10 protein-coding genes and 1 pseudogene are annotated in these 20,591 nt (G+C 42.0%); 4 read left to right on the forward strand and 7 right to left on the reverse strand.

Annotation, left to right across the window (positions count from 1 at the left end):
* Positions 1-425: 425 nt before the first annotated feature.
* Complete coding sequence (locus tag CXF86_RS20155) at positions 426-1,391, forward strand: LysR family transcriptional regulator (RefSeq protein WP_101097969.1); 966 nt, start codon at positions 426-428, stop codon at positions 1,389-1,391.
* 237 nt (positions 1,392-1,628) lie between these two features.
* On the opposite strand, the gene CXF86_RS20160 is transcribed toward CXF86_RS20155, so the two are convergent.
* Entirely contained in the window at positions 1,629-2,630 is a 1,002-nt protein-coding gene (locus tag CXF86_RS20160) for a LysR family transcriptional regulator (protein ID WP_101097968.1), read from the reverse strand.
* A gap of 646 nt (positions 2,631-3,276) precedes the next feature.
* Here CXF86_RS20160 and CXF86_RS23235 point away from each other — a divergent pair.
* A pseudogene (locus CXF86_RS23235) lies at positions 3,277-3,345 on the forward strand (histidine kinase dimerization/phospho-acceptor domain-containing protein); the annotation flags it as partial.
* Between the two features lie 274 nt (positions 3,346-3,619).
* On the opposite strand, the gene hemE reads toward CXF86_RS23235, so the two are convergent.
* Positions 3,620-4,684, reverse strand: coding sequence for a uroporphyrinogen decarboxylase (gene hemE, locus CXF86_RS20165; protein ID WP_101090688.1), 1,065 nt, complete (start codon positions 4,682-4,684; stop codon positions 3,620-3,622).
* A 522-nt stretch (positions 4,685-5,206) separates the two neighbouring features.
* On the opposite strand from hemE, the gene rsd reads away from it, so the two are divergent.
* A complete protein-coding gene (gene rsd, locus CXF86_RS20170; protein ID WP_101090689.1) occupies positions 5,207-5,674 on the forward strand; it encodes a sigma D regulator in 468 nt (155 codons plus the stop codon).
* Positions 5,675-5,822: 148 nt separating this feature from the next.
* Here the strand turns inward: rsd and acnB are convergent, their stop codons facing one another.
* Positions 5,823-8,420 (reverse strand): bifunctional aconitate hydratase 2/2-methylisocitrate dehydratase, encoded by a 2,598-nt coding sequence (gene acnB / locus CXF86_RS20175; protein WP_102039879.1) that lies wholly within the window; start codon positions 8,418-8,420, stop codon positions 5,823-5,825.
* A 400-nt stretch (positions 8,421-8,820) separates the two neighbouring features.
* Here acnB and hxpB point away from each other — a divergent pair, with 400 nt between their 5' ends.
* Positions 8,821-9,498 carry a hexitol phosphatase HxpB gene (gene hxpB, locus CXF86_RS20180; RefSeq protein ID WP_102039880.1) on the forward strand — a complete coding sequence of 226 codons (678 nt, stop codon included), beginning with the start codon at positions 8,821-8,823 and terminating at the stop codon, positions 9,496-9,498.
* 79 nt (positions 9,499-9,577) lie between these two features.
* Here the strand turns inward: hxpB and CXF86_RS20185 are convergent, their stop codons facing one another.
* The 4 genes from CXF86_RS20185 to lpdA all read right to left on the reverse strand — a co-directional run bounded on the left by CXF86_RS20185 (position 9,578) and on the right by lpdA (position 20,464).
* Positions 9,578-11,635: a M13 family metallopeptidase gene (locus CXF86_RS20185; protein WP_101090692.1), complete on the reverse strand. Its 2,058-nt coding sequence runs from the start codon at positions 11,633-11,635 to the stop codon at positions 9,578-9,580.
* A 156-nt stretch (positions 11,636-11,791) separates the two neighbouring features.
* Positions 11,792-14,008 (reverse strand): patatin-like phospholipase family protein, encoded by a 2,217-nt coding sequence (locus CXF86_RS20190; RefSeq protein ID WP_101090693.1) that lies wholly within the window; start codon positions 14,006-14,008, stop codon positions 11,792-11,794.
* A 64-nt stretch (positions 14,009-14,072) separates the two neighbouring features.
* Positions 14,073-18,566, reverse strand: a complete 4,494-nt coding sequence (locus CXF86_RS20195) for an EAL domain-containing protein (protein WP_102039977.1) — start codon at positions 18,564-18,566, stop codon at positions 14,073-14,075.
* Between the two features lie 467 nt (positions 18,567-19,033).
* Positions 19,034-20,464 (reverse strand): dihydrolipoyl dehydrogenase, encoded by a 1,431-nt coding sequence (gene lpdA / locus CXF86_RS20200; RefSeq protein ID WP_101090694.1) that lies wholly within the window; start codon positions 20,462-20,464, stop codon positions 19,034-19,036.
* Between the last annotated feature and the right edge of the window lie 127 nt (positions 20,465-20,591).

The raw sequence follows: 20,591 nt of genomic DNA on the forward strand, positions 1-20,591 counted from the left end.
TTATATTTAAATAACAAGATCAAATTTGACTTCTAAAAACTAAAATTTACAAAAGACAATTTTAGTTATTGAAATTACATATATTTAAAATTTAAATTTCAAATATAACCACACAAAAACACTCACAGACTAAAATCAATTACAAAACAAATAAACAACAAACTAGTACAACTCAGATAGAGTTCCTAATTATTATCATTTAAAAACAACAACCTAAAGTGGCGCTGGTTAATTTACAAATTTAATTCCTTATCAGAAAATCAACATTGAGATATTTAATATAGAGATAGTTGTTATCAAAAATGTGAATAACGAAATAAGTGACTTAATAGACAATTTTACAAATCAATTTAAATAAAACAACATAAAGAATGAAAAAAGATTATTATTAAATAAGTAAAAACTATTTTAAAGAGGCATTATAAATGAGGGATATAAGCTTTAGCGACTTGGATTTACTCAGTTTAAATATACTAGTTCATCTCTATGAGAGTAAATCGGCAACGTCAGTATCTCACCAGTTAAACATACCCGCGCCGAAAATAAGTCGATGCCTCAAGCATGCTAGGGAAATCTTTGGCAATGAGCTATTCATCAGAAAAAAACATGGGCTAGTACCAAATGAATTCGCAGGGAAAATATACCCTATTGTGAAGGAGATTGTAGAATGTTCGAAAAACCTGCAAAAGCTACACGGAGAAAATAGTGTCGAACAGACTCATCACTTTGAAATAGCTTCACCTGATCTAATCTCCTACACATTCCCAAAAGTACTATTAACTTCGATTAGAAACGCGGGAAAAGATATGAGCTTTAATATCTCAACCTGCACAAGAAATTCAATAGATAGTATCGTCACCGGTGAGGTCAATATAGGTCTGTGCTGCTGCAACATGATTGAGGACATCAAGGACATAGATGAGCAGCTCGAAGCCATTCCATTAAAAAAACTGAATAAATTATTTCTCATCTGCCACCATGAACATCCAATACTCAAACAAGAGATCACCTTAGAATCGATTGCTGAGTATCCATTTGTTAATGTGAATGTTGATGTTACTAAACAAAAAATGAGTCCATTTCAAGCCTATTGCCATTTAAACGGTATTCAACTTAACACTGAGATGGATCTCAGCAGTCTATCCGGCTTATTTGAATACCTAAGATCAACCCAAGCCGTCGCCTTGCTCCCCTACAGCTCCATATATAACATGATAAACAGTACCCACAACCTGCATGCTTGTCGGATTTCAGATGTCGAGTCAGAGCGACTCTATATGCAAATCAAGGTGCCAACTTTATATCTGGTTTACAATAAGGCCAAAGCAGAGCCTAACCAGCAATGGTTATCCACTCAAATTCAAGGTTTGGTCAACACTGCACTGCACTGAGACTTTGGCATTATTAATAATGGGCTTAGCCATCTGTCCTTGGACATCAATAGTGAGTGAACAAGTACTCACTATTTTTTTGAGGAAATATCGACACAGAACATACGGATTCAAGTTAAACGCAGGTATACCATTTTCCCCTAGCGATTAAACGGCAAGTTAGACTCCCTAATGAAACCTTTCATCTAGAAAGATTCCATTAGCGTTAAACTATCGATAGCCTGATGTTAGTGGGGTCTATTCTATAGTGACGAGTGATTTTGCCTGCTCATATTCGTCTTGCATAAAGTCAATTTTTCGCTTCATTATTTCCGACAAAAGATGTGTAAATTCATTCTCATTAGAATGATGATATTGCAGGTAATAATAATATTTTTGATGCTCTGCCGGCTCCAATTCTTTTTTAGCCTTAGCTAACTCAACATGACAAAAGTCTGTCGCATCGATAAAGTCAGTATCATCACGATTCTTAAAATATTGATAGGCAAAAATGGATGCGGTACAACACACGTCATCGGATTTAACGATATGATCCAGCGCCATGTTGTGGCAAGAGGTCTTTAAGATTAGCTTTAATTCCTCACCTCGTAGCTTCACAATGGATTCGAACCAGTTAGGCTTTGAGCCCACCTGGCAATAATTGATAAAAACCAGTCGATTTTCGATAAGCGATGAATAACTCAGGGGCTTTCGAAAAATGGGATGACCTTTCTTGGCGACAACGAACCGATAACTTACCTCACCCAGTTCAAGGTTTTCTATCATCTCGTGATAAGTCGAGTTAGCAGTGATTGCATAGTCCAGCTTACCTTGGGCAATCAGTTGGGAAACATTATCACACCAGGGCTGAATGTTAACGCTCACTTCCTGTTTCAAATGAACACAAACTTCCGATATTGCCTCCAAAAAAAATGCAGACATATGCTCCTGAACCGCCACATTAACAACACGTCTTACACCTGATTGACTCATAGCCACCTGATCTATTTCTTCCAGTGTAGCGACTATCGATTTAGCCAAAGGATAGATTTTTTCGGCCATCGAATTGGGTTGTAAACCATACTGCTGACGCACAAACAGTTCATTCTGGATGACTTCACGGAGGCTGCTTAAGGCACGGCTGACTTTAGGCTGAGTTGTATTTAGTTTCTCAGCTACGACACTGCAGTTCTTAAATTCAAATAAACCTATGAGAACTTTAAGTGTGAAATAATCTAATTTAGAGAGTTCCTTTCGCATTACAATACATCCATGAATATATATTATATATTTAAATTATTACTAAACAATAGCACTTGCAGCTATAGTAATCACATATAGACATGAATACAAAAAATAAAATGTAATTAAATCATTACCCAAGCTATATAGATTACAATAGCAATGATACATTCAGTCACACTCCTCGTCATATAAAACAAAAAATGGCTTTAAAATATCAACAACGAATATAGAAGTAAAAAAATGTAAATCATTTATATCAATAACTTACACTTAAAAACCTTACATTTGCAAACGTTCAATTTAGATGTGGCGTTCTATTAAAGTAAGCGCCTGCATTCTCAATGTTACGTACTTTCGTATGAAATCGTTTAGAATAAAACTCACTAGCCCTAATTTACTCATTGCATATAAACTTAATAAAACAAAGAAATTGTATATTACGATGCAGTAATAATTACATCTTAAACCTTGCTCAGAACATTTCATCGACTACCATTTTAATACATTAATTTAAATGATATTCATTCCTAATTATTACTATTCATTAACACATGTTTTATTTTATAAAGCACGAGTCCTCAAGTAGAAATATAATGACCATTATTGATTTTTAATAATAATTATTAAAGCTATTTACCTACAAGAAGAATAACGGCATGAGTTTATGTTGCACCTGTCGCACGACTTAAAGACCCCGCTCACATCACTGCAAGGTTATATCGACACTTAGCTATTATTGCCACTACAGGAAAGCAGCAGCGACTCAAACGGCATTGCCACAACTTGGGGTGCGACTGTCGATTGTGAGGCAACAGTTATCGCTTTAAAACGGTGAAATCGAAAGTCAGCCCAGAAAAGGCAGTGACTTTAGAATTGAACAGCAACCGATTAGGTGTTAAACCGACTCCTATCGAAGCACAAAATACTCTAGATATCATCAAATAGCGTCCACAAAAAAGGCCCAGTAAACTGAGCCTTTTAAACCAAACTACTGAAGTAGTGGCTTACTTGTGGTATTTACCTGACAACTCAGTAACTGAGTTGATGAACGCGCCCGCATGCTCAGGATCAACATGTTGGTGAATACCATGGCCCAAGTTAAATACGTGGCCAGTACCTTCACCGTAAGAAGATAGAATCTGTTCTACTTCTTGACGAATACGCTCAGGAGAGGCGTAAAGTACAGATGGGTCCATGTTTCCTTGAAGAGCAACTTTATGCCCAACACGACGACGTGCATCACCGATATCAACAGTCCAATCTAGACCTAAGGCATCACAACCTGTTTCAGCCATAGATTCAAGCCATAGTCCGCCACCTTTGGTGAACAGAGTCACTGGCACTTGACGACCGTCTGCATGGCGAGTTAAGCCATCAACGATTTTCTGCATATAACGCAGTGAGAATTCACGGTAAGCGTGGTGAGAAAGTGCACCGCCCCATGAATCAAAGATCATAAGTGACTGAGCACCGTTAGCAACCTGAGCGTTCAGGTACAAGATGACTGAGTCAGCTAGCTTATCAAGCAACATGTGCAATGTTTTTGGCTCTTCATAAGCCATTTTCTTGATCTTTTCGAAAGTCTTGCTTGAACCGCCTTCAACCATGTAAGTCGCTAGTGTCCAAGGAGAGCCAGAGAAACCAATCAAAGGCACTTCGCCTTTAAGCTCACGACGAATGGTGCTGACAGCACGCATCACATAACCAAGCTCGTCTTCTGGATCTGGGATGCAAAGCTTTTTGATTGAGTCGATAGTATCGGTTGGACGTTGAAAGCGTGGGCCTTCGCCAGTTTCAAAATACAGACCAAGTCCCATCGCATCAGGAATAGTAAGAATATCAGAGAATAAAATCGCAGCATCTAGGTCATAACGACGTAGTGGTTGCAAGGTCACTTCACAAGCCAAATCTTTGTCTTTACAAAGCGACATGAAATCACCGGCTTGAGCGCGGGTTGCTTTGTACTCAGGAAGATAACGACCAGCTTGACGCATCATCCAGACAGGTGTTCTGTCGACAGGCTGTTTTAATAAAGCACGTAAATAACGATCATTCTTTAATTCTGCCATTTGGCTTGATTCCTAAACTTATATTGATATCCACTTGCACAGTAGTTTAGCATTTACGTTAATAAAGTAACCTCTATCGGTGAAATTATGTGACCCGTAACTCGACAAATAGCCCCAGCGAGGTCGAAGTTAACATTATTATCTGCCTAACCACCTTATTTGTAAGTCGTTAATGTTAGATCTCATATCAAGTAAAAGTGCGATATAGGCCCACAATAGAGCTTAACGCACGCTGTATAGCTCTCAATGTGACAGAAAAAAGTTGCACCCAGTGCTTAGCTTTGGTATAAAAAGTCTGCGCTAGCAAGAACAATCAAGAGCTCGTCGCATCGAGCCTGCAAAAACTATACTCGCCCAGCGATAGAATTCTATCACTGGGCTTTTTCTTTTTAGCGCCCCAGCCTTACCTGCTAGCTGGTATGTCCATTCAGTTATTCCGCCTAAATCGTCGAAAAGTAGTTGATCAACACAGTACTTGTCCCTACATTAGATGTTAGGGATAGATTCTTACTGGGGAAGATCATGCTAAGAAAGTTAGAGAAAGCCGAACAAAAATGGGGTGGTTCAAATACTCTTATAGATCAATGGTTAAACAATCGTCGTAAGCTACTGATCAACTACTGCCAAATCGCTGGTATTCCTCCATATGAAGTTTCAGAGAATTCCTTACCTGCATTTGATTCCGTTAAAGCATTTTGCGATCAATTAATGGACTACGTCTCTGAAGGCCATTTCGAAATTTATAATCAAGTCGTCACGGCTTGCGAGAAGAATGGCAGCTCAAGCCAAGAGATTGCGCAGCAATTGGTGCCACAGATTAGCGAAACAACTGACACTGCGCTCGACTTCAACGACAAGTACACCGAAGCCGACGACGAAAAAGTGCTATTTCACCTAGATAAAGATTTGTCATCACTTGGGCATGCGATGGAAACACGTTTTGCGCTTGAAGATAAGCTGTTAGAAGTGCTGCACACTAAGCACACTTAACCAGTCATTAAGTATTTGAAATTTGCGGTACTGAGCAATATCTGCCTATATCCCTAAGGTGCTTATTGTCTATAAGTTATAAATGTCGAGTCATAAAAAAGGCCAGCTAATTAGCTGGCCTTTTTCGTACTAGACACAAACTTACATCTTAAACAGCAGACTGGAAGATAACTTCGCCCGCTTTTTCTGTGTACGATGCAATTTGATCGAAGTTCAGATAACGGTAAGTGTCAGCTGCAGTTGCATCTAACTCTTTAGCGTATGTCTGGTACTCATCAGGCGATGGTAAACGACCGAGTAACGCTGCAACAGCCGCAAGCTCAGCTGACGCCAAATATACATTGGCACCCGTACCAAGACGATTGGGGAAGTTACGGGTAGAAGTAGAAACTACCGTTGCACCTTCAGCAACACGTGCTTGGTTACCCATACACAGCGAACATCCAGGGATCTCAATACGAGCACCGACACGACCGAAGATAGCATAATAGCCCTCTTCAGTAAGTTGATCACGATCCATCTTAGTTGGAGGCGCAATCCACAAACGTGTAGGCAAAGTCGTAGCAAACTTCTCCAACATCTTACCCGTTGCACGGAAGTGACCGATGTTAGTCATACAAGAACCAACGAAGACTTCGTCAATCTTAGTATCAACCACTGATGAAAGTAACACGGCATCATCTGGATCGTTTGGCGCACAAAGAATAGGTTCTTTGATTTCGCTCAAATCAATTTCGATAATTTCTGCGTATTCAGCATCGCTGTCAGCTTCCATTAATTCAGGGTTTGCTAGCCACTCTTGCATCGCAATGACACGACGTTCAATAGTACGACGATCGCCATAACCTTCAGCAATCATCCACTTCAACATCACGATGTTAGAGGTTAGATATTCGATGATTGGCTCTTTATCAAGCTTAATAGTACAACCCGCAGCACTACGCTCAGCGGATGCATCAGAAAGCTCAAACGCTTGCTCAACTTTAAGTTGTTCAAGACCTTCAATTTCTAATACACGACCAGAGAAGGCGTTGACCTTACCTTTCTTCTCTACCGTCAACAGACCCATCTCAATGGCTTTAAGCGGAATAGAATGTACCAAGTCACGTAACGTCATACCCGGTTGCATTTCGCCTTTAAAGCGCACCAAAATCGACTCAGGCATATCCAGTGGCATTACACCTGTTGCCGCAGCAAATGCGACCAGACCTGAACCGGCTGGGAATGAGATACCAATTGGGAAACGAGTATGTGAATCACCACCCGTACCTACGGTATCTGGCAACAACATACGGTTCAACCATGAGTGGATCACCCCGTCACCAGGACGCAGAGAAACACCGCCACGATTCATAATGAAATCAGGCAGAGTATGATGTGTGTTCACATCAATAGGCTTTGGATAAGCGGCTGTGTGGCAGAAAGACTGCATCGTCAAATCAGCACTAAAACCAAGACATGCAAGGTCTTTAAGCTCATCACGCGTCATAGGACCCGTAGTATCTTGTGAACCAACAGATGACATCTTAGGTTCACAGTACTGGCCTGGACGAATACCACTAACGCCGCACGCCTTACCGACCATCTTCTGGGCAAGGGTAAAGCCCTTGCCTGTATCTGCCACATCTTTTGGACGCACAAATTCAGTAGAAGCTTCAACGCCGAGTGTTTCACGAGCACGGTCAGTAAGACCACGGCCAATGATCAATGGAATACGACCGCCTGCACGAACTTCATCCATCAACACTTCGGTCTTTAGCGAAAATTCAGAGATAATTTCATCGCTATCGTGACGCTTAACAACACCTTGGTATGGGTAGATATCAATAACATCACCCATCTCCATCTTGCTAACGTCTAGCTCAATAGGTAACGCACCAGCATCTTCCATTGTGTTGAAGAAGATTGGTGCGATCTTGCCACCTAAACAGAAACCACCCGCACGCTTGTTAGGCACATTAGGGATATCATCACCCATGAACCAAAGCACTGAGTTAGTCGCTGATTTACGTGAAGAACCCGTACCAACAACATCACCGACATAAACCAATGGGAAACCCTTGGTTTTAAGTGATGCAATCTCTTTAATTGGACCAACGGTACCAGCTGTATCAGGAACAATTCCCTCACGAGCATTCTTTAGCATCGCTAATGCGTGCAAAGGAATATCAGGACGTGACCATGCATCTGGTGCAGGTGACAAATCATCGGTATTAGTCTCGCCTGACACTTTAAAGACGGTCAGAGATATCTTTTCGGCAAGCTTAGGACGCGATAGGAACCATTTAGCGTCAGCCCATGCGTGAACAACTTGTTTAGCGTAGTCGTTACCCGCCTGCATTTTTTCCACTACGTCATGGAAAGAATCAAACATCAATAACGTGTGAGACAACGCTTTAACAGCCAGCGGTGCTTGCGCATCGTTATCTAACTGAGCAATAAGCGGTTCAATGTTATAACCACCCATCATAGTACCAAGCAGCTCAACAGCTCGCGCAGATGACAGAATGCTTGATGAGACTTCGCCTTTGGCGACAGCATCTAAAAAGCCTGCTTTTACATATGCAGCTTCATCAACACCTGGTGGGATACGGTTTTCAATCAGATCAAGAAGAAACGCTTCTTCACCTGCAGGTGGATTCTTTACCAATTCGACTAGTAGTGCCACTTGTTGGGCATCTAATGGCTTAGGGACTACGCCCTCTGAAGCACGTTCTGCGACGTGTTTACGATATGCTTCTAGCATGGCAATATTCCTCTTTTTTGGCGTTCTCACAACGAAACTGCTCGTCTTCACATTGGAACTGACGACTCGGCAGGCTCGACCCTTATTTCGAGGCGTATTATACTACAGCTTTGCAAAAGTATGAATCAGATCACACTTGGACAAGTGATAAATCATGCTCAAGAGGCAAGATGGTCACACTTTAAGCGGTTCATCCCAAAAAGAAAACTAGACCATAGTGTTAAATGAATTTATTCGTTATTTTATTCAAAGAGTTAAGCACTAATAAACTGCCATTATTATTGGTTATATCTCACTATTGATGTCGTTAAATATGCCATTAACCTTAGTATTATTTGAATATTCACTAGAATAAACTACTACTATTCACCAATGTTATAATGAACATAATTGGAGACTTATGACCACACCTGAGTTAAAAGCCGTTATTTTCGACATGGATGGAGTGCTAATTGACTCTGAACCTGTATGGCAAATTGCCGAACATAAGGTGATGTCGGAACTCGGTTTAAACATCTCAATTGAAGATACTGTCGAAACGACCGGACTAAGAATCGATCACGTCGTCGCATTTTGGTATGCCCGCTTTCCTTGGCCTAACTATGACAACGAACAAACAGCCCAAGCCATTGTAGAGCAAGTTATCATGCATATTTTAGTCGAAGGTACACCTATGCGAGGCGTCATCGCCGCGCTTGATACTTGCCAAGAACACGGCCTTAAAATCGGCTTGGCGACGTCCTCTTCTAGCGATATTATTAATGCTGTTTTAAACAAACTATCAATAAATTCATACTTTCAAGCCATTAAGTCTGCTGAATATTTAACTTATGGTAAGCCGCATCCTGAGGTCTATTTAAATTGCGCTGCTGCGCTCAATATTGATCCTATCCATTGCTTAGCGATTGAGGATTCATTTAATGGACTGGTCGCAGCCCGCGCTGCCAATATGCAAACAATTGCCATCCCTGAGCCCAAATTGGCGGATTTAACCAAGTGGGTCATCGCTCATCATCAGTTAGCGAGTCTAGAGCAACTACCTGAGTTCCTCGCTCGACATACCAATTCCATTAAATAGTTGCGAATTCAGCGAGAATTAAAAAGCCCATCGAAAGATGGGCTTTTTTTACTTATTGAGATCAGTATCTAATGTTAGCTTACCAAATCTTAACGCGATCGCTTTCGCTTAAGAACATTTTATCGCCCTCTTTCAAATCAAATGCTTCATAGAAAGCAGGGATATTACGTGGTGTGCCCATCGCGCGGAAATGGCTCGGTGAATGTGAATCGGTCATTAAACGGCGGCCAAGCTCTTCATCTCGGTAGTTACGACGCCAGACTTGAGACCAACCAATGAACAAGCGTTGTTCACCCGTTAAGCCTTCTATTACCGGCGATGGTTTACCATTAAGACTCATCGCATAAGAGCGAGCTGCCACGGTTAAACCGCCTAAGTCGCCAATGTTTTCGCCTAAGGTTAAATCACCATTAACGAACTTACCCGGCATGGCTTCATAACCTGCGTACTGCTTTGACAACTGCGCGGCACGCTTTTGGAACTCTTCACGGTCTTTATCTGACCACCAATCGCGAAGGTTACCGTCACCATCATATTTAGCGCCTTGATCATCAAAACCATGGCTGATCTCATGACCGATAACAGCACCGATGCCACCATAGTTAATCGCATCATCAGCATCCATATTAAAGAATGGTGGTTGCAGGATTGCGGCAGGGAACACTATTTCATTCATCACAGGACTATAGTAAGCGTTCACCGTTTGTGGCGTCATGTGCCACTCAGTACGATCAATCGGTTGACCCAATTTAGCTAACATCGCTTTGTACTCAAATTGAGCATAGCGTTGATAGTTGCCGACTAAGTCGTTAGCTTCAATGTCGAGTGCCGTATAATCTTTCCACTTATCAGGGTAGCCGATCTTATAGGTAAACTTCGCCAGTTTTTCTTGAGCGGCGAGCTTAGTTTCAGGCGTCATCCACTCCAGTTCATTGATGCTGACCTCAAATCCTTTGATCAGGTTTTGGATCATCTCTTCCATTTTGGCTTTAGCTTCGGGCTTAAAGTTTTGCTTAACATACTCTTCGCCCACCAGCTCACCAATCACTTGGTCAGCTGCATCAACACCCTTCTTCCAGCGTGGCTTCTGCTCTTCGATACCCATTAAGGTATTACCATGGAAAGCAAAATGGAGATCAACGAAATCTTTACTCAATAGTTCTGCGTAATCATCCACCAGATGAAAAGCTAAATAGTCTTGCCACTCGGACACGCTAAATTGACTAAACTCTTTGCCAAACTTTTCAAAGTAAGATGGCTGACGCACAATCACGTCCGTCACTTTGTCGATGTCTGCTCCCGCTGAGAACTGCACAAAGTCAAAACCTTCAACTAAATCTTGCAGCTGTTGACGGTCCATCTTGTTATAACTTTTATTGGCATCACGCGACTCAACACGGCTCCATTGACTTGCGGCGATAAACTTTTCAATCTTAGCCACACTTTCGCTCGCGCGCTTTGGATCGCTATAGCCCGCTTTGGCCATCAGGTCATCGACGTATTGAATTAATGCTGCACGATTTGCAGTAAATTTCTCATCATCTTTTAGGTAGTAATCTCTATCTGGCAATGTGAGACCTGATTGATACAGATAGACCCCATATTGACTCGAGTTTTTAGCATCGTTATTGACGTAAAAACCGAATGGCACCGTTGAACCATGTACCAATAAACTTCCCATTAAAGTCGCTATATCGTTGTGAGTTGATGCAAAGGCAATATCTGACAGCTGATCTTTTAGCGGTGAGATCCCTAACCCCTCAATGGCGTCGGTATCCATGAAGCTCGCATAAAAATCACCCACTTTTTGCTCACTGCTACCTTTTGCCTTGTTTGGCTTAGCAGCTGCGGCATCAATAATTTTTTTAAGTGCTTCTTGGCTTTGTTCATAAAGAACGGAAAATGAACCGTAATTAGATTTATCAGCAGGGATAGGTGTGTTCGCTAACCAAGTGCCATTCACGCTGTAGTAGAAATCATCTTGATGACGCACAGCTGGGTCAAAATTGGCTTTTTCAACTCCAGAAACCACCATTGAAGTGGCACTTTCTGTAATACTGTCTTTATCGCTACTGCCACATCCTGCAACACCTAACGTTAATGCTACGCACAATGCTAATTGACTTACCTTATTCATATTTATCCCCGATTTAGTCCTTTAATAAATTGCTTCTACTTTTCGTAAAAACAATCGTCTAATTCATATTTCTCTCTATGTTTTAGACTATTAAGCCCATTCTTGTCACATTATATTAATGTTATTTCAAGCGGTCTGAAGCCGCTCACTTCTTGATTACCAGTTCTTACCAATAAACAGGAATATCGTTTTCTCACCGTCATCTGAAGCACCAAAGCCAAGTGCTGCAGGCCCAACGCTAGTGTCTATACCAAGGAAAATACTACCTGCATAAATAAGATCATCTAATGACACATTATCTTTTTGATTCCAGACGTTACCCGCTTCGATACTGGTTCCTAGATAGAGTGGATACTCTGTCATGCCTAATACATCTCGCCCTAAATCATATTGATATACAAAAGCCCCAAACACTTTATGTGAGCCATATAGGGCATTTTTATGGTAACCAGAAAGATTTAAAAACCCACCTAACTCAGAAACATTGACCGTGAAAGCACCATCTATATCAACGGTTGCAAAAGAAGCTATACCGACAAAGGCATGGTTACCAACACCCACGGCACCACGCCAATCGGCTTCAATTTGCAATGAAGTATCAGAGGTGTTCGAGCTAATATCTTGCTCGTAACCCTCTTTTCTAAGATACATATTTAGCGTAAAGCGATTACCCGATGTCGGGAAGTTAATACTATTGAGATCGTCGTAGGCAAACTTAAAATAGCCACCATAACCATCGTAATCGACCGTACCAAGTTGCCAAATTTCGTTCTCTAAACTGCCGACCTCACCTAATAATCCAACCTCTAATTTACCGTTTTGGGTATAATTCCAACCGATGCCTACCTCAGCTCGGTAAGCGGTTTGTTTCAGTTCAAAAATACGGTTGTTATCTTCAAAAAAGCCCCAATCTTTAAGTTCGTACTCCACTCGTGCTCGACTAAAATAATCTTGATCTTTAGACAAAGGTTGATAAAACTCAGAACCTAATAATTTATCGAAGCCTAAGGAGATCTCATTGCGCCATTCACCGCCATTTTCAGTCAAGTCCGTCATGGTATACGCCACATCTAATGAAATGACTGAATCGAGGCTAAAATCATCTTCCCAACTAAAACCTAATTGGAAATAATTCGGTCCCCAAGACTTTGCTTTAGTTGAAACGGTTAGCACTCTTCCATCAGGCGTATCTTCAAACTCGGCATCAACTCGCTCAAATTTGTCCAACGAATAGATCCGGGCGATGCCCGCCTCAAGCGTTTGGACGGTGACATGATCACCCACATCCAAATTGAGGCTATCGGCAAGTAACTTTTCGCTCACTTTAGAGTCGTTGTCGTAGATAACCTTAATGAGTGGCCGGTTCAACTCATCGAGCCATACCTTGCTCTTGCTGCGCTTTGCAGCAAGATACTCGCTAAACTCCTGCTTAGAGACACTGTATTTGCCTAGCTTATCTAATTGGTCTCTTGCCGCTATCTCTCCTAAAGGGAGAGCGATGGGCATGATGCTAAAATCGGTGGTACTTAACTCACCAATATTAGGTCTAATAAGAATATCTTTATCCGACAATAACGCTTTTTGTCTCTCAGAACTGGCATTGGTGAGCATAGTCGATAACTGATTGAGCACTGCAATGGCACTGTCTAGCTCTTCTTTACCGACAAGTGGCGAGCCAATATCGACCGCAATAACAATATCTGCGCCCATCGCTTTAACCACATCTATTGGCATATTATTGGCGATGCCACCATCGACCAATAACATACCGTTGATAACCGCAGGTTGTAGTGCACCCGGAACCGATGAAGAGGCTTGCATTGCAGCCACAAGGCTACCTTCACTTAACACCACTGCTTGGCTGGTCGCTAAGTTGGTAGCCACCGCTCTAAAGGGGATTGAAAGATCATCGAAATGACCAAACTGATGTACCAAATTGGTAGAGCTTCGCAGCAATTGCGACATCGACTGACCGCGCAGTAAACCCGCAGGCATTTTGACTTGTTCATCGCTATAACCGACATTGACCGGAATATTATATTTGTCGCGGATCTCTTTATCTTTATAGCTCAGCTCTTCACGCGGGATGGTATCTGAATAGCCCTTATTCCAGTCAGTCTTCATCATGATAGCTTCTATTTCGGCAGCACTATAACCCAATGCATACATGCCACCAACATAGGAACCGATACTGGTACCAGTGATGTAATCAATCGGAATATTGTTCTCTTCCAGAACTTTAAGCACCCCAATATGCGCGGCACCTTTTGCACCGCCACCACTGAGTACTAAACCAATTTTTGGCCGTTCTGTAGCGCTAGCATATGACTGACAAAATACCAGCAAACAAAGAATAAAAATTCTATGGTTCATAATGACTTATTCAACTCTTCTAATGATGTTTTAACGTAGGGTATTTAATTAACTTGTGCAAGGCTTAGGCACTAGGAGCCATAAGTTGGTCCGCCTTAGACTGCAAATTAACTTCTGGCCGTATCGCCATGTAAGTATCTAAATCAGTACATGACATCGGTTTGGCAAAGTAGTAACCCTGTATGACATAGCAACCTCGACTAAAGACCTGCTCTAACTGCTCATGAGTTTCGACACCTTCAGCCACTACATCTAATTTTAAGTTTCTTGCGAGCTCAATAATACTGCTAGCAATGGCCTGGTCGGCTTTATTAGTCGCAATATCAATAAGGAAAGAGCGATCAATTTTTAAGGTATTCACTTCAAAATGACGTAAGTAAGCCAAGGAGGAATAACCGGTCCCAAAATCATCGATCGCGACATCAATCCCTAAACTCTTAAGCTCTTTTAGGTGTTGTTTAGCAACTTCAAGCTCTTTCATCAATACGCCTTCAGTGATCTCAAGCGATAGTGAACGATTTGGCATTCCAGTTTCTGCCAAACTCTTCTCGACACCATTAATAAAATCGGGCTGGCGAAAATGCAATGCTGAGATATTAACTGAGACTTTAAGCGGTTCATCTAAAATTTGTGCCCAACGGGCACCATGGCGACAAGCCTCACGCATAACCCAACGATCAATATCAACAATAAGCCCACATGCTTCGGCGACTTTGATAAAAATGTCGGTACGTACATAGCCATCTTGAGGGTGATTCCACCGCAATAAGGCTTCCACTCCGACAAGCTTATCATTTTGTAAAATATCTATCTGTGGTTGGAAGTGAAGCTCAAACTCATCTCTTTCAATGGCTTTACGTAGATCTGTCTCCAACCTTAAATGATAAAGCGCCTCGGCATTACGCTCTTGGGAATAATATTTAAAGTTTCCTTTGCCTTCATCTTTAGCATGATACATCGCCAAATCGGCATTTTTGATCAGTGTTTCTGGCTGTTTAGCATCTTCTGGCCACAGGCTGACACCAATACTGGTTGAGATATAAAACTCACGCCCATAAAGATCAAACGGTTTTTGAATACTCGCCAATAACTGTTCACAGAGTAGATTAATGCTATCGAGCTCCGTATCGCTACGCAGCAAAATAACAAACTCATCACCGCCAAAACGACATAAAACATTGTCATTAGTGATAAACGCTTGTAAGCGGTTTGAGGCTTCAACAAGCAAAGCATCGCCCATACTATGACCATAAGAATCGTTAACGTGCTTAAAGCGATCTAAATCTAAAAACAGCAAGGCGAGCTTACCGCCCTCTTTTTCAGCCTGATAAATAGAATGAGATAATTTGCTCGAAAACAAAGAACGATTTGGCAAACCTGTGAGTACATCATAATTAGCCAGACGACGAAGATCAGCTTCAGTGCGCTTACGATCAGTAATATCAGAGAACACCACAACATAATGCGTCGCTTCCCCAGTGGCATTTAAAATAGACGATACATTAAGCCAAACAACGCACTGCTGATCATTGGCGCACGCCACGGTGCATTCCCCCGTCCAGCTCAAGCCATGTTGCAGTAAATCAGCAATATGAGTACCCGACTCTTTGCCCCTTAGTACCTCAGCAAATGATCGGCCAATGAGCGTATTAGCATTGAAACCTAATATATCTTGCGCTGCTTTATTGGTGACTTGGATTAATTCATCTCTGTCGTAGATAAGCACCGCTTCAGATGTATTTTCAAATGCTTGAGCCAACAGATAGACATCATCCTTTAGCTGGCGCTGTTCAGAAATATCGGTATAAATACCTGCAACACGCTCAATTTTACCATTAAACTCATTACGTTCAACAGGTCTACCTAATACTCGCACCCAACCCCAAAGCTTATCACTTCGCAAATAGCGGTACTCGACTTCGAAGCGATCGGTACGCTCATCGAGCATATCTTTCCAAGCGGTAAGCACATTACTCTTATCTTCGTTATGAATAGGAAATTCGCCAAGTTTAAGATGAACCTGAGCTTCTTGCTTACTCAATAAACCGCCCACATTTTCAAGTCTAAAAATATCAGTCTCTAGATGCCATTCCCATAACTCAGAGTTGCTGCCTCTTAATGCTTGTTTTAATCTATTTTCGCTCTCAGTAAGCGCGGAGTTCATCCCTCTAAATGTCATTACCTGCCGCTGCCGAACAAAGATAATGCCTAGCCCGAGCAATAAGACGACAACCAGCAATAAACCTTTAAACCAGCGGGTTTGCCACCAGTACATTTCCACTTCAAAAGAGAAAGAAAATGGAGCGGCTGACCATACTTCGTTCTGCACACTAATAATTTCAAGCACATGCGTCCCCGCATCTAAGCCAGAAATATTTAACTGCGATTGACCGTCGAGATAGATATAACTACCGCCTGTTTTATCCTCAGCGCGGCGTAAGCGGTACTGTAGCTGCAACGGCTTCTCATTGAGGTAATTGTTTCTCGCCAGTTGAAAGCTCACCAATTGTGCACCGGGTAAAATCCGATGACCCTCTTGCGGTAATAAGTTAACCTCGGTGCGATCTTCGAAATAGACTTCCATCGACTCAAGCAAGATAGTATCTTTTACTATACGGTTCTTAAATTTAGTTACATCGAGTAGCATCGCCCCATCTGGCGTACCTACATATAGCCCTTCGGGAGAGACAAACACCGCCCCTTCGTTTAGCTCATCACTAATGAACCCATCTTCAGCGGCAACAACAATTATCTCATCCGTCATAGTATCGAATCGGATAATCGAACGTGGGCAACCTATAATGCGATATTGTTCAACGTCTTCAATAAAATACACACTATCACAGCTTACCTTCCACTCTTCAGTCAAAGACCGAGCATCACCCGTTTGCGAGTTGTATTCAACAACGCCATGATCTTTGAACCCAATCCAAAAAAGACCCGGTTCGACTTCTTTCATCGTCTTAACCGAAATAGTGTCCAATCCTAGTGCCTGCGGTATGGTAACGGCATGAAAATTGTTTTGTTTATCTAGATACCCAAGTAGCCGATCGCCCCCGAGCCACAACCTCTGTGCACTATCTCGGTTTACATGCTTAATTATCTGTAGTTGAACGATGCTCCTATCAGTACTCAAGTTGACATACTGCGGCTCTGCCAAGCCAGGATCCCAAAAAAATAGTCCCCTATTGGTAGCGAACCAAATCCGACCTTGAATGAGTGTATCAAAATAGGTGCTGTAAACAGTTTTACTCTCTAAGGTGCCCGAACCTCCCATCCAATCGCCAAACGTCTGCGTATGAAAAGTCGTTTTATTGACGATAGAGAGTCCGTTGGTGCTGGATAACAGAATGTTTTGTTCATCCAGTGGCTCAATGTGATAGATGCTGTCGTTTAGATCAATATTCTTCGGCGTTATAACATAGGGATGCTTCGTTTGCCTATCGATGAGGAATAATCCAGCGTCAGTGCCAAACCACACGTTCTCTTTATCTGCATAGATAGACCAAATGACTTCATCTGGCAGTTGGTAGGGTGCAGCCTTACTAAATTGCTCCAGTAAAAAGTCGGGGTTATCCGCCAATACAGCAACCCCATCGCCTGAGCCACCGATCCAAATAAGGCCAGTATCATCAACCGCAATATCGTGTATGTAATCGATATTCGACTTTTGCTTTATCTCATTCCCATAAAGCTGGCCTGACGGTGCATCTGGCAACCATTTTAATAAACCTGATCGCGTTGCCAACCATAAAAAACCTTTTTGGTCCTCTGCTATATGGGTAATATAATAAGGTAGCTGCGTAACCTTGCGGATTGATAAATCCTGCTGTATTAACTCAAAGAAGCCCTTGCTGGAGCTGATCCAAACTCGATTATTTGAATCTCTAAATATCTGCTCGATTCGACCATCGCTTTCTGACCAAGGCAACACTGCCACCCGTTCGCCAACCTCATCTCTAACCTCAATGCGTCCTTCTGTCGCCACTAGTAATCGATTGTCTGAAATAGCTGATATTGCCCGCCAAGGGTAATCCTGATTGCTGCTTAAAAAATTAACCCGCTCTAACGACATTCTTCTGTAGTTAAAGCGTAATAATTCGCCCTCTCTGGTGAGCAGAATTCGGTTGCCATAGTCATCTTCAACTTGAGAGATGATCCCCAAGCCTTCAAATTCAGGAAAAAGAGTGTTACTACCAAAAGCGGTAAAAGTATTGGTGTAAATATCGTAAAGGTAAATTTCGTAGAAACTACTAACCAGCAGATGACGTTTGCTTAAAGGAGAGACTAAATGAATCAAGTTATCACTCAGTTTTGAGTCTAAACCAACCTGATCGATTCTTCTAATTTTGGTGCTACTAACACGGTAAAGCCCCTCTTCTGTCGCCAGCCAAGTGAAACCATGGGCATCAAAACTAATATCCCATACTGTGCCGTTAATCAACCCATCACTTGCGGTAAAAATACGCTGAACAACGCCACTGGCGAACGCCGGTACGGAACAGATAAGCACTAATACGACAACGCTAAACCATGTTTTTATAATTCTTATTCTCACAGGTATTTCCCCATACAAGCTCGAAATACTGGATTCAGCAAGTCGAGAAGTGACAGAGTTAAAGGTCGTTAATTGCTCCTGCATAAACGACATTCCCACCGTCCTTGGTGGTTTCATGAAATTGATACTCATTATTCGAGTTCAATATTTATTCTTATATAAGCAAAAATGCAGAAAAATGTGACTTCATGCCTTACCCTTCTGGAGTTCCCGTGAAATTCCTGCACTGCGTTAGTGATATCAAAAAAGGAAATAACCATTCTCTCAATCACAGCCATATTCAGCGGCCCTACAGAAGCTTTAAAACGGGTATTTTGAAGTGGCTTGGATATTAGGCTTTATTAGATTAACTTGAATGTATCATTTAGGTAACACAGAATCACGCTTTGATTGGAAAAACTCCGAATTTACTGGGTTACAGGCATTAAAAAAGCGCTCATAAGAGCGCTTTATTCATTAGAAAAAGCTTACTTTTTCTTTTTTGCCTTAGGGTTAGGCAAGTCAGTAATTGAACCTTCATACATTTCTGCAGCAAGACCAACAGATTCGTGCAATGTTGGATGAGCATGAATGGTTAATGCTAAGTCTTCAGCATCACAACCCATTTCAATTGCTAGGCCAATTTCACCGAGTAATTCGCCGCCATTAACACCCACAATAGCACCACCGATAACACGATGAGTCTCTTTGTCGAAGATTAACTTAGTCATGCCTTCGCTTGCATCTGATGCGATTGCACGCCCACTTGCAGCCCAAGGGAAAGTCGCAGTTTCATAAGCAACACCTTGCTCTTTTGCTTCTTTCTCAGTTAGACCAACCCAAGCAACTTCTGGGTCTGTATAGGCAATAGAAGGGATAACTTTAGGGTCGAAGAAGTGCTTAAGACCTGAAATAACTTCAGCAGCAACATGCCCTTCATGCACACCTTTGTGTGCCAACATTGGTTGACCAACAATGTCACCAATAGCGAAGATGTTAGGGACGTTAGTACGCATCTGCTTATCAACGTTAATGAAACCACGCTCATCAACATTAACGCCTGCTTTCTCTGCGTCTAGCCCTTTACCGTTTGGAGAACGGCCAATAGCAACCAGTACTGCATCATAACGAACAGGTTCGCTAGGTGCTTTCTTGCCTTCCATTGTAACGTAGATACCGTCTTCTTTTGCTTCAACTGCAGTCACTTTAGTTTGCAAGATTAAGTTAAACTTCTTCTTAATTTGCTTAGTGAATACGCGTACAACGTCTTTATCTGCAGCAGGAATAACTTGATCGAACATTTCAACTACGTCGATTTCGCTTCCTAGAGATGAGTAAACGGTCCCCATTTCTAGACCGATGATACCGCCGCCCATAACTAGCAGCTTAGCAGGAACTTCTTTAAGCTCAAGCGCGTCAGTTGAATCCCAGATCCGTGGATCTTCATGGGGAATGAAAGGCAGTTTAATCGGACGTGAACCCGCTGCAATAATCGCATTGTCAAAGTTAACCACTGTAACCGTGCCATCTTCCGCAGTCACTTCCATTGTATTTGGGCCAGTGAACTTACCTAGACCATTAACAACATCAACTTTACGCATTTTAGACATTCCGCCTAATCCGCCAGTAAGCTGACCAATAACTTTATCTTTAAAGCCACGAAGCTTATCAAGATCAATCTTTGGCTCACCAAAAACGACACCGTGATCAGCAACAGCTTTTGCTTCTTCAATCACTTTAGAAACATGAAGCAGTGCTTTAGATGGGATACAGCCAACGTTTAAACAAACGCCACCCAATGTGCTGAAGCGTTCAACGATGACAGTATCTAGGCCGAGATCCGCAGCACGGAATGCCGATGAATAGCCCGCAGGGCCTGCGCCTAGTACAACTACCTGAGTTTTGATTTCGTTACTCATGTTTTCCTCTATTCTTTTTATTTCGTTGGCGGGAGCACCGTCTCAACGATAAAGTGTGGCCAAATTAGGGTCTGTTTACCTTTCGAGCTTAGTTTTTGTTCGAATTCAATGCTTTTAGTACAAGGCT

The organism is Shewanella sp. GutCb, from assembly GCF_002836135.1.
In the GTDB taxonomy this organism is placed as follows: domain Bacteria; phylum Pseudomonadota; class Gammaproteobacteria; order Enterobacterales; family Shewanellaceae; genus Shewanella.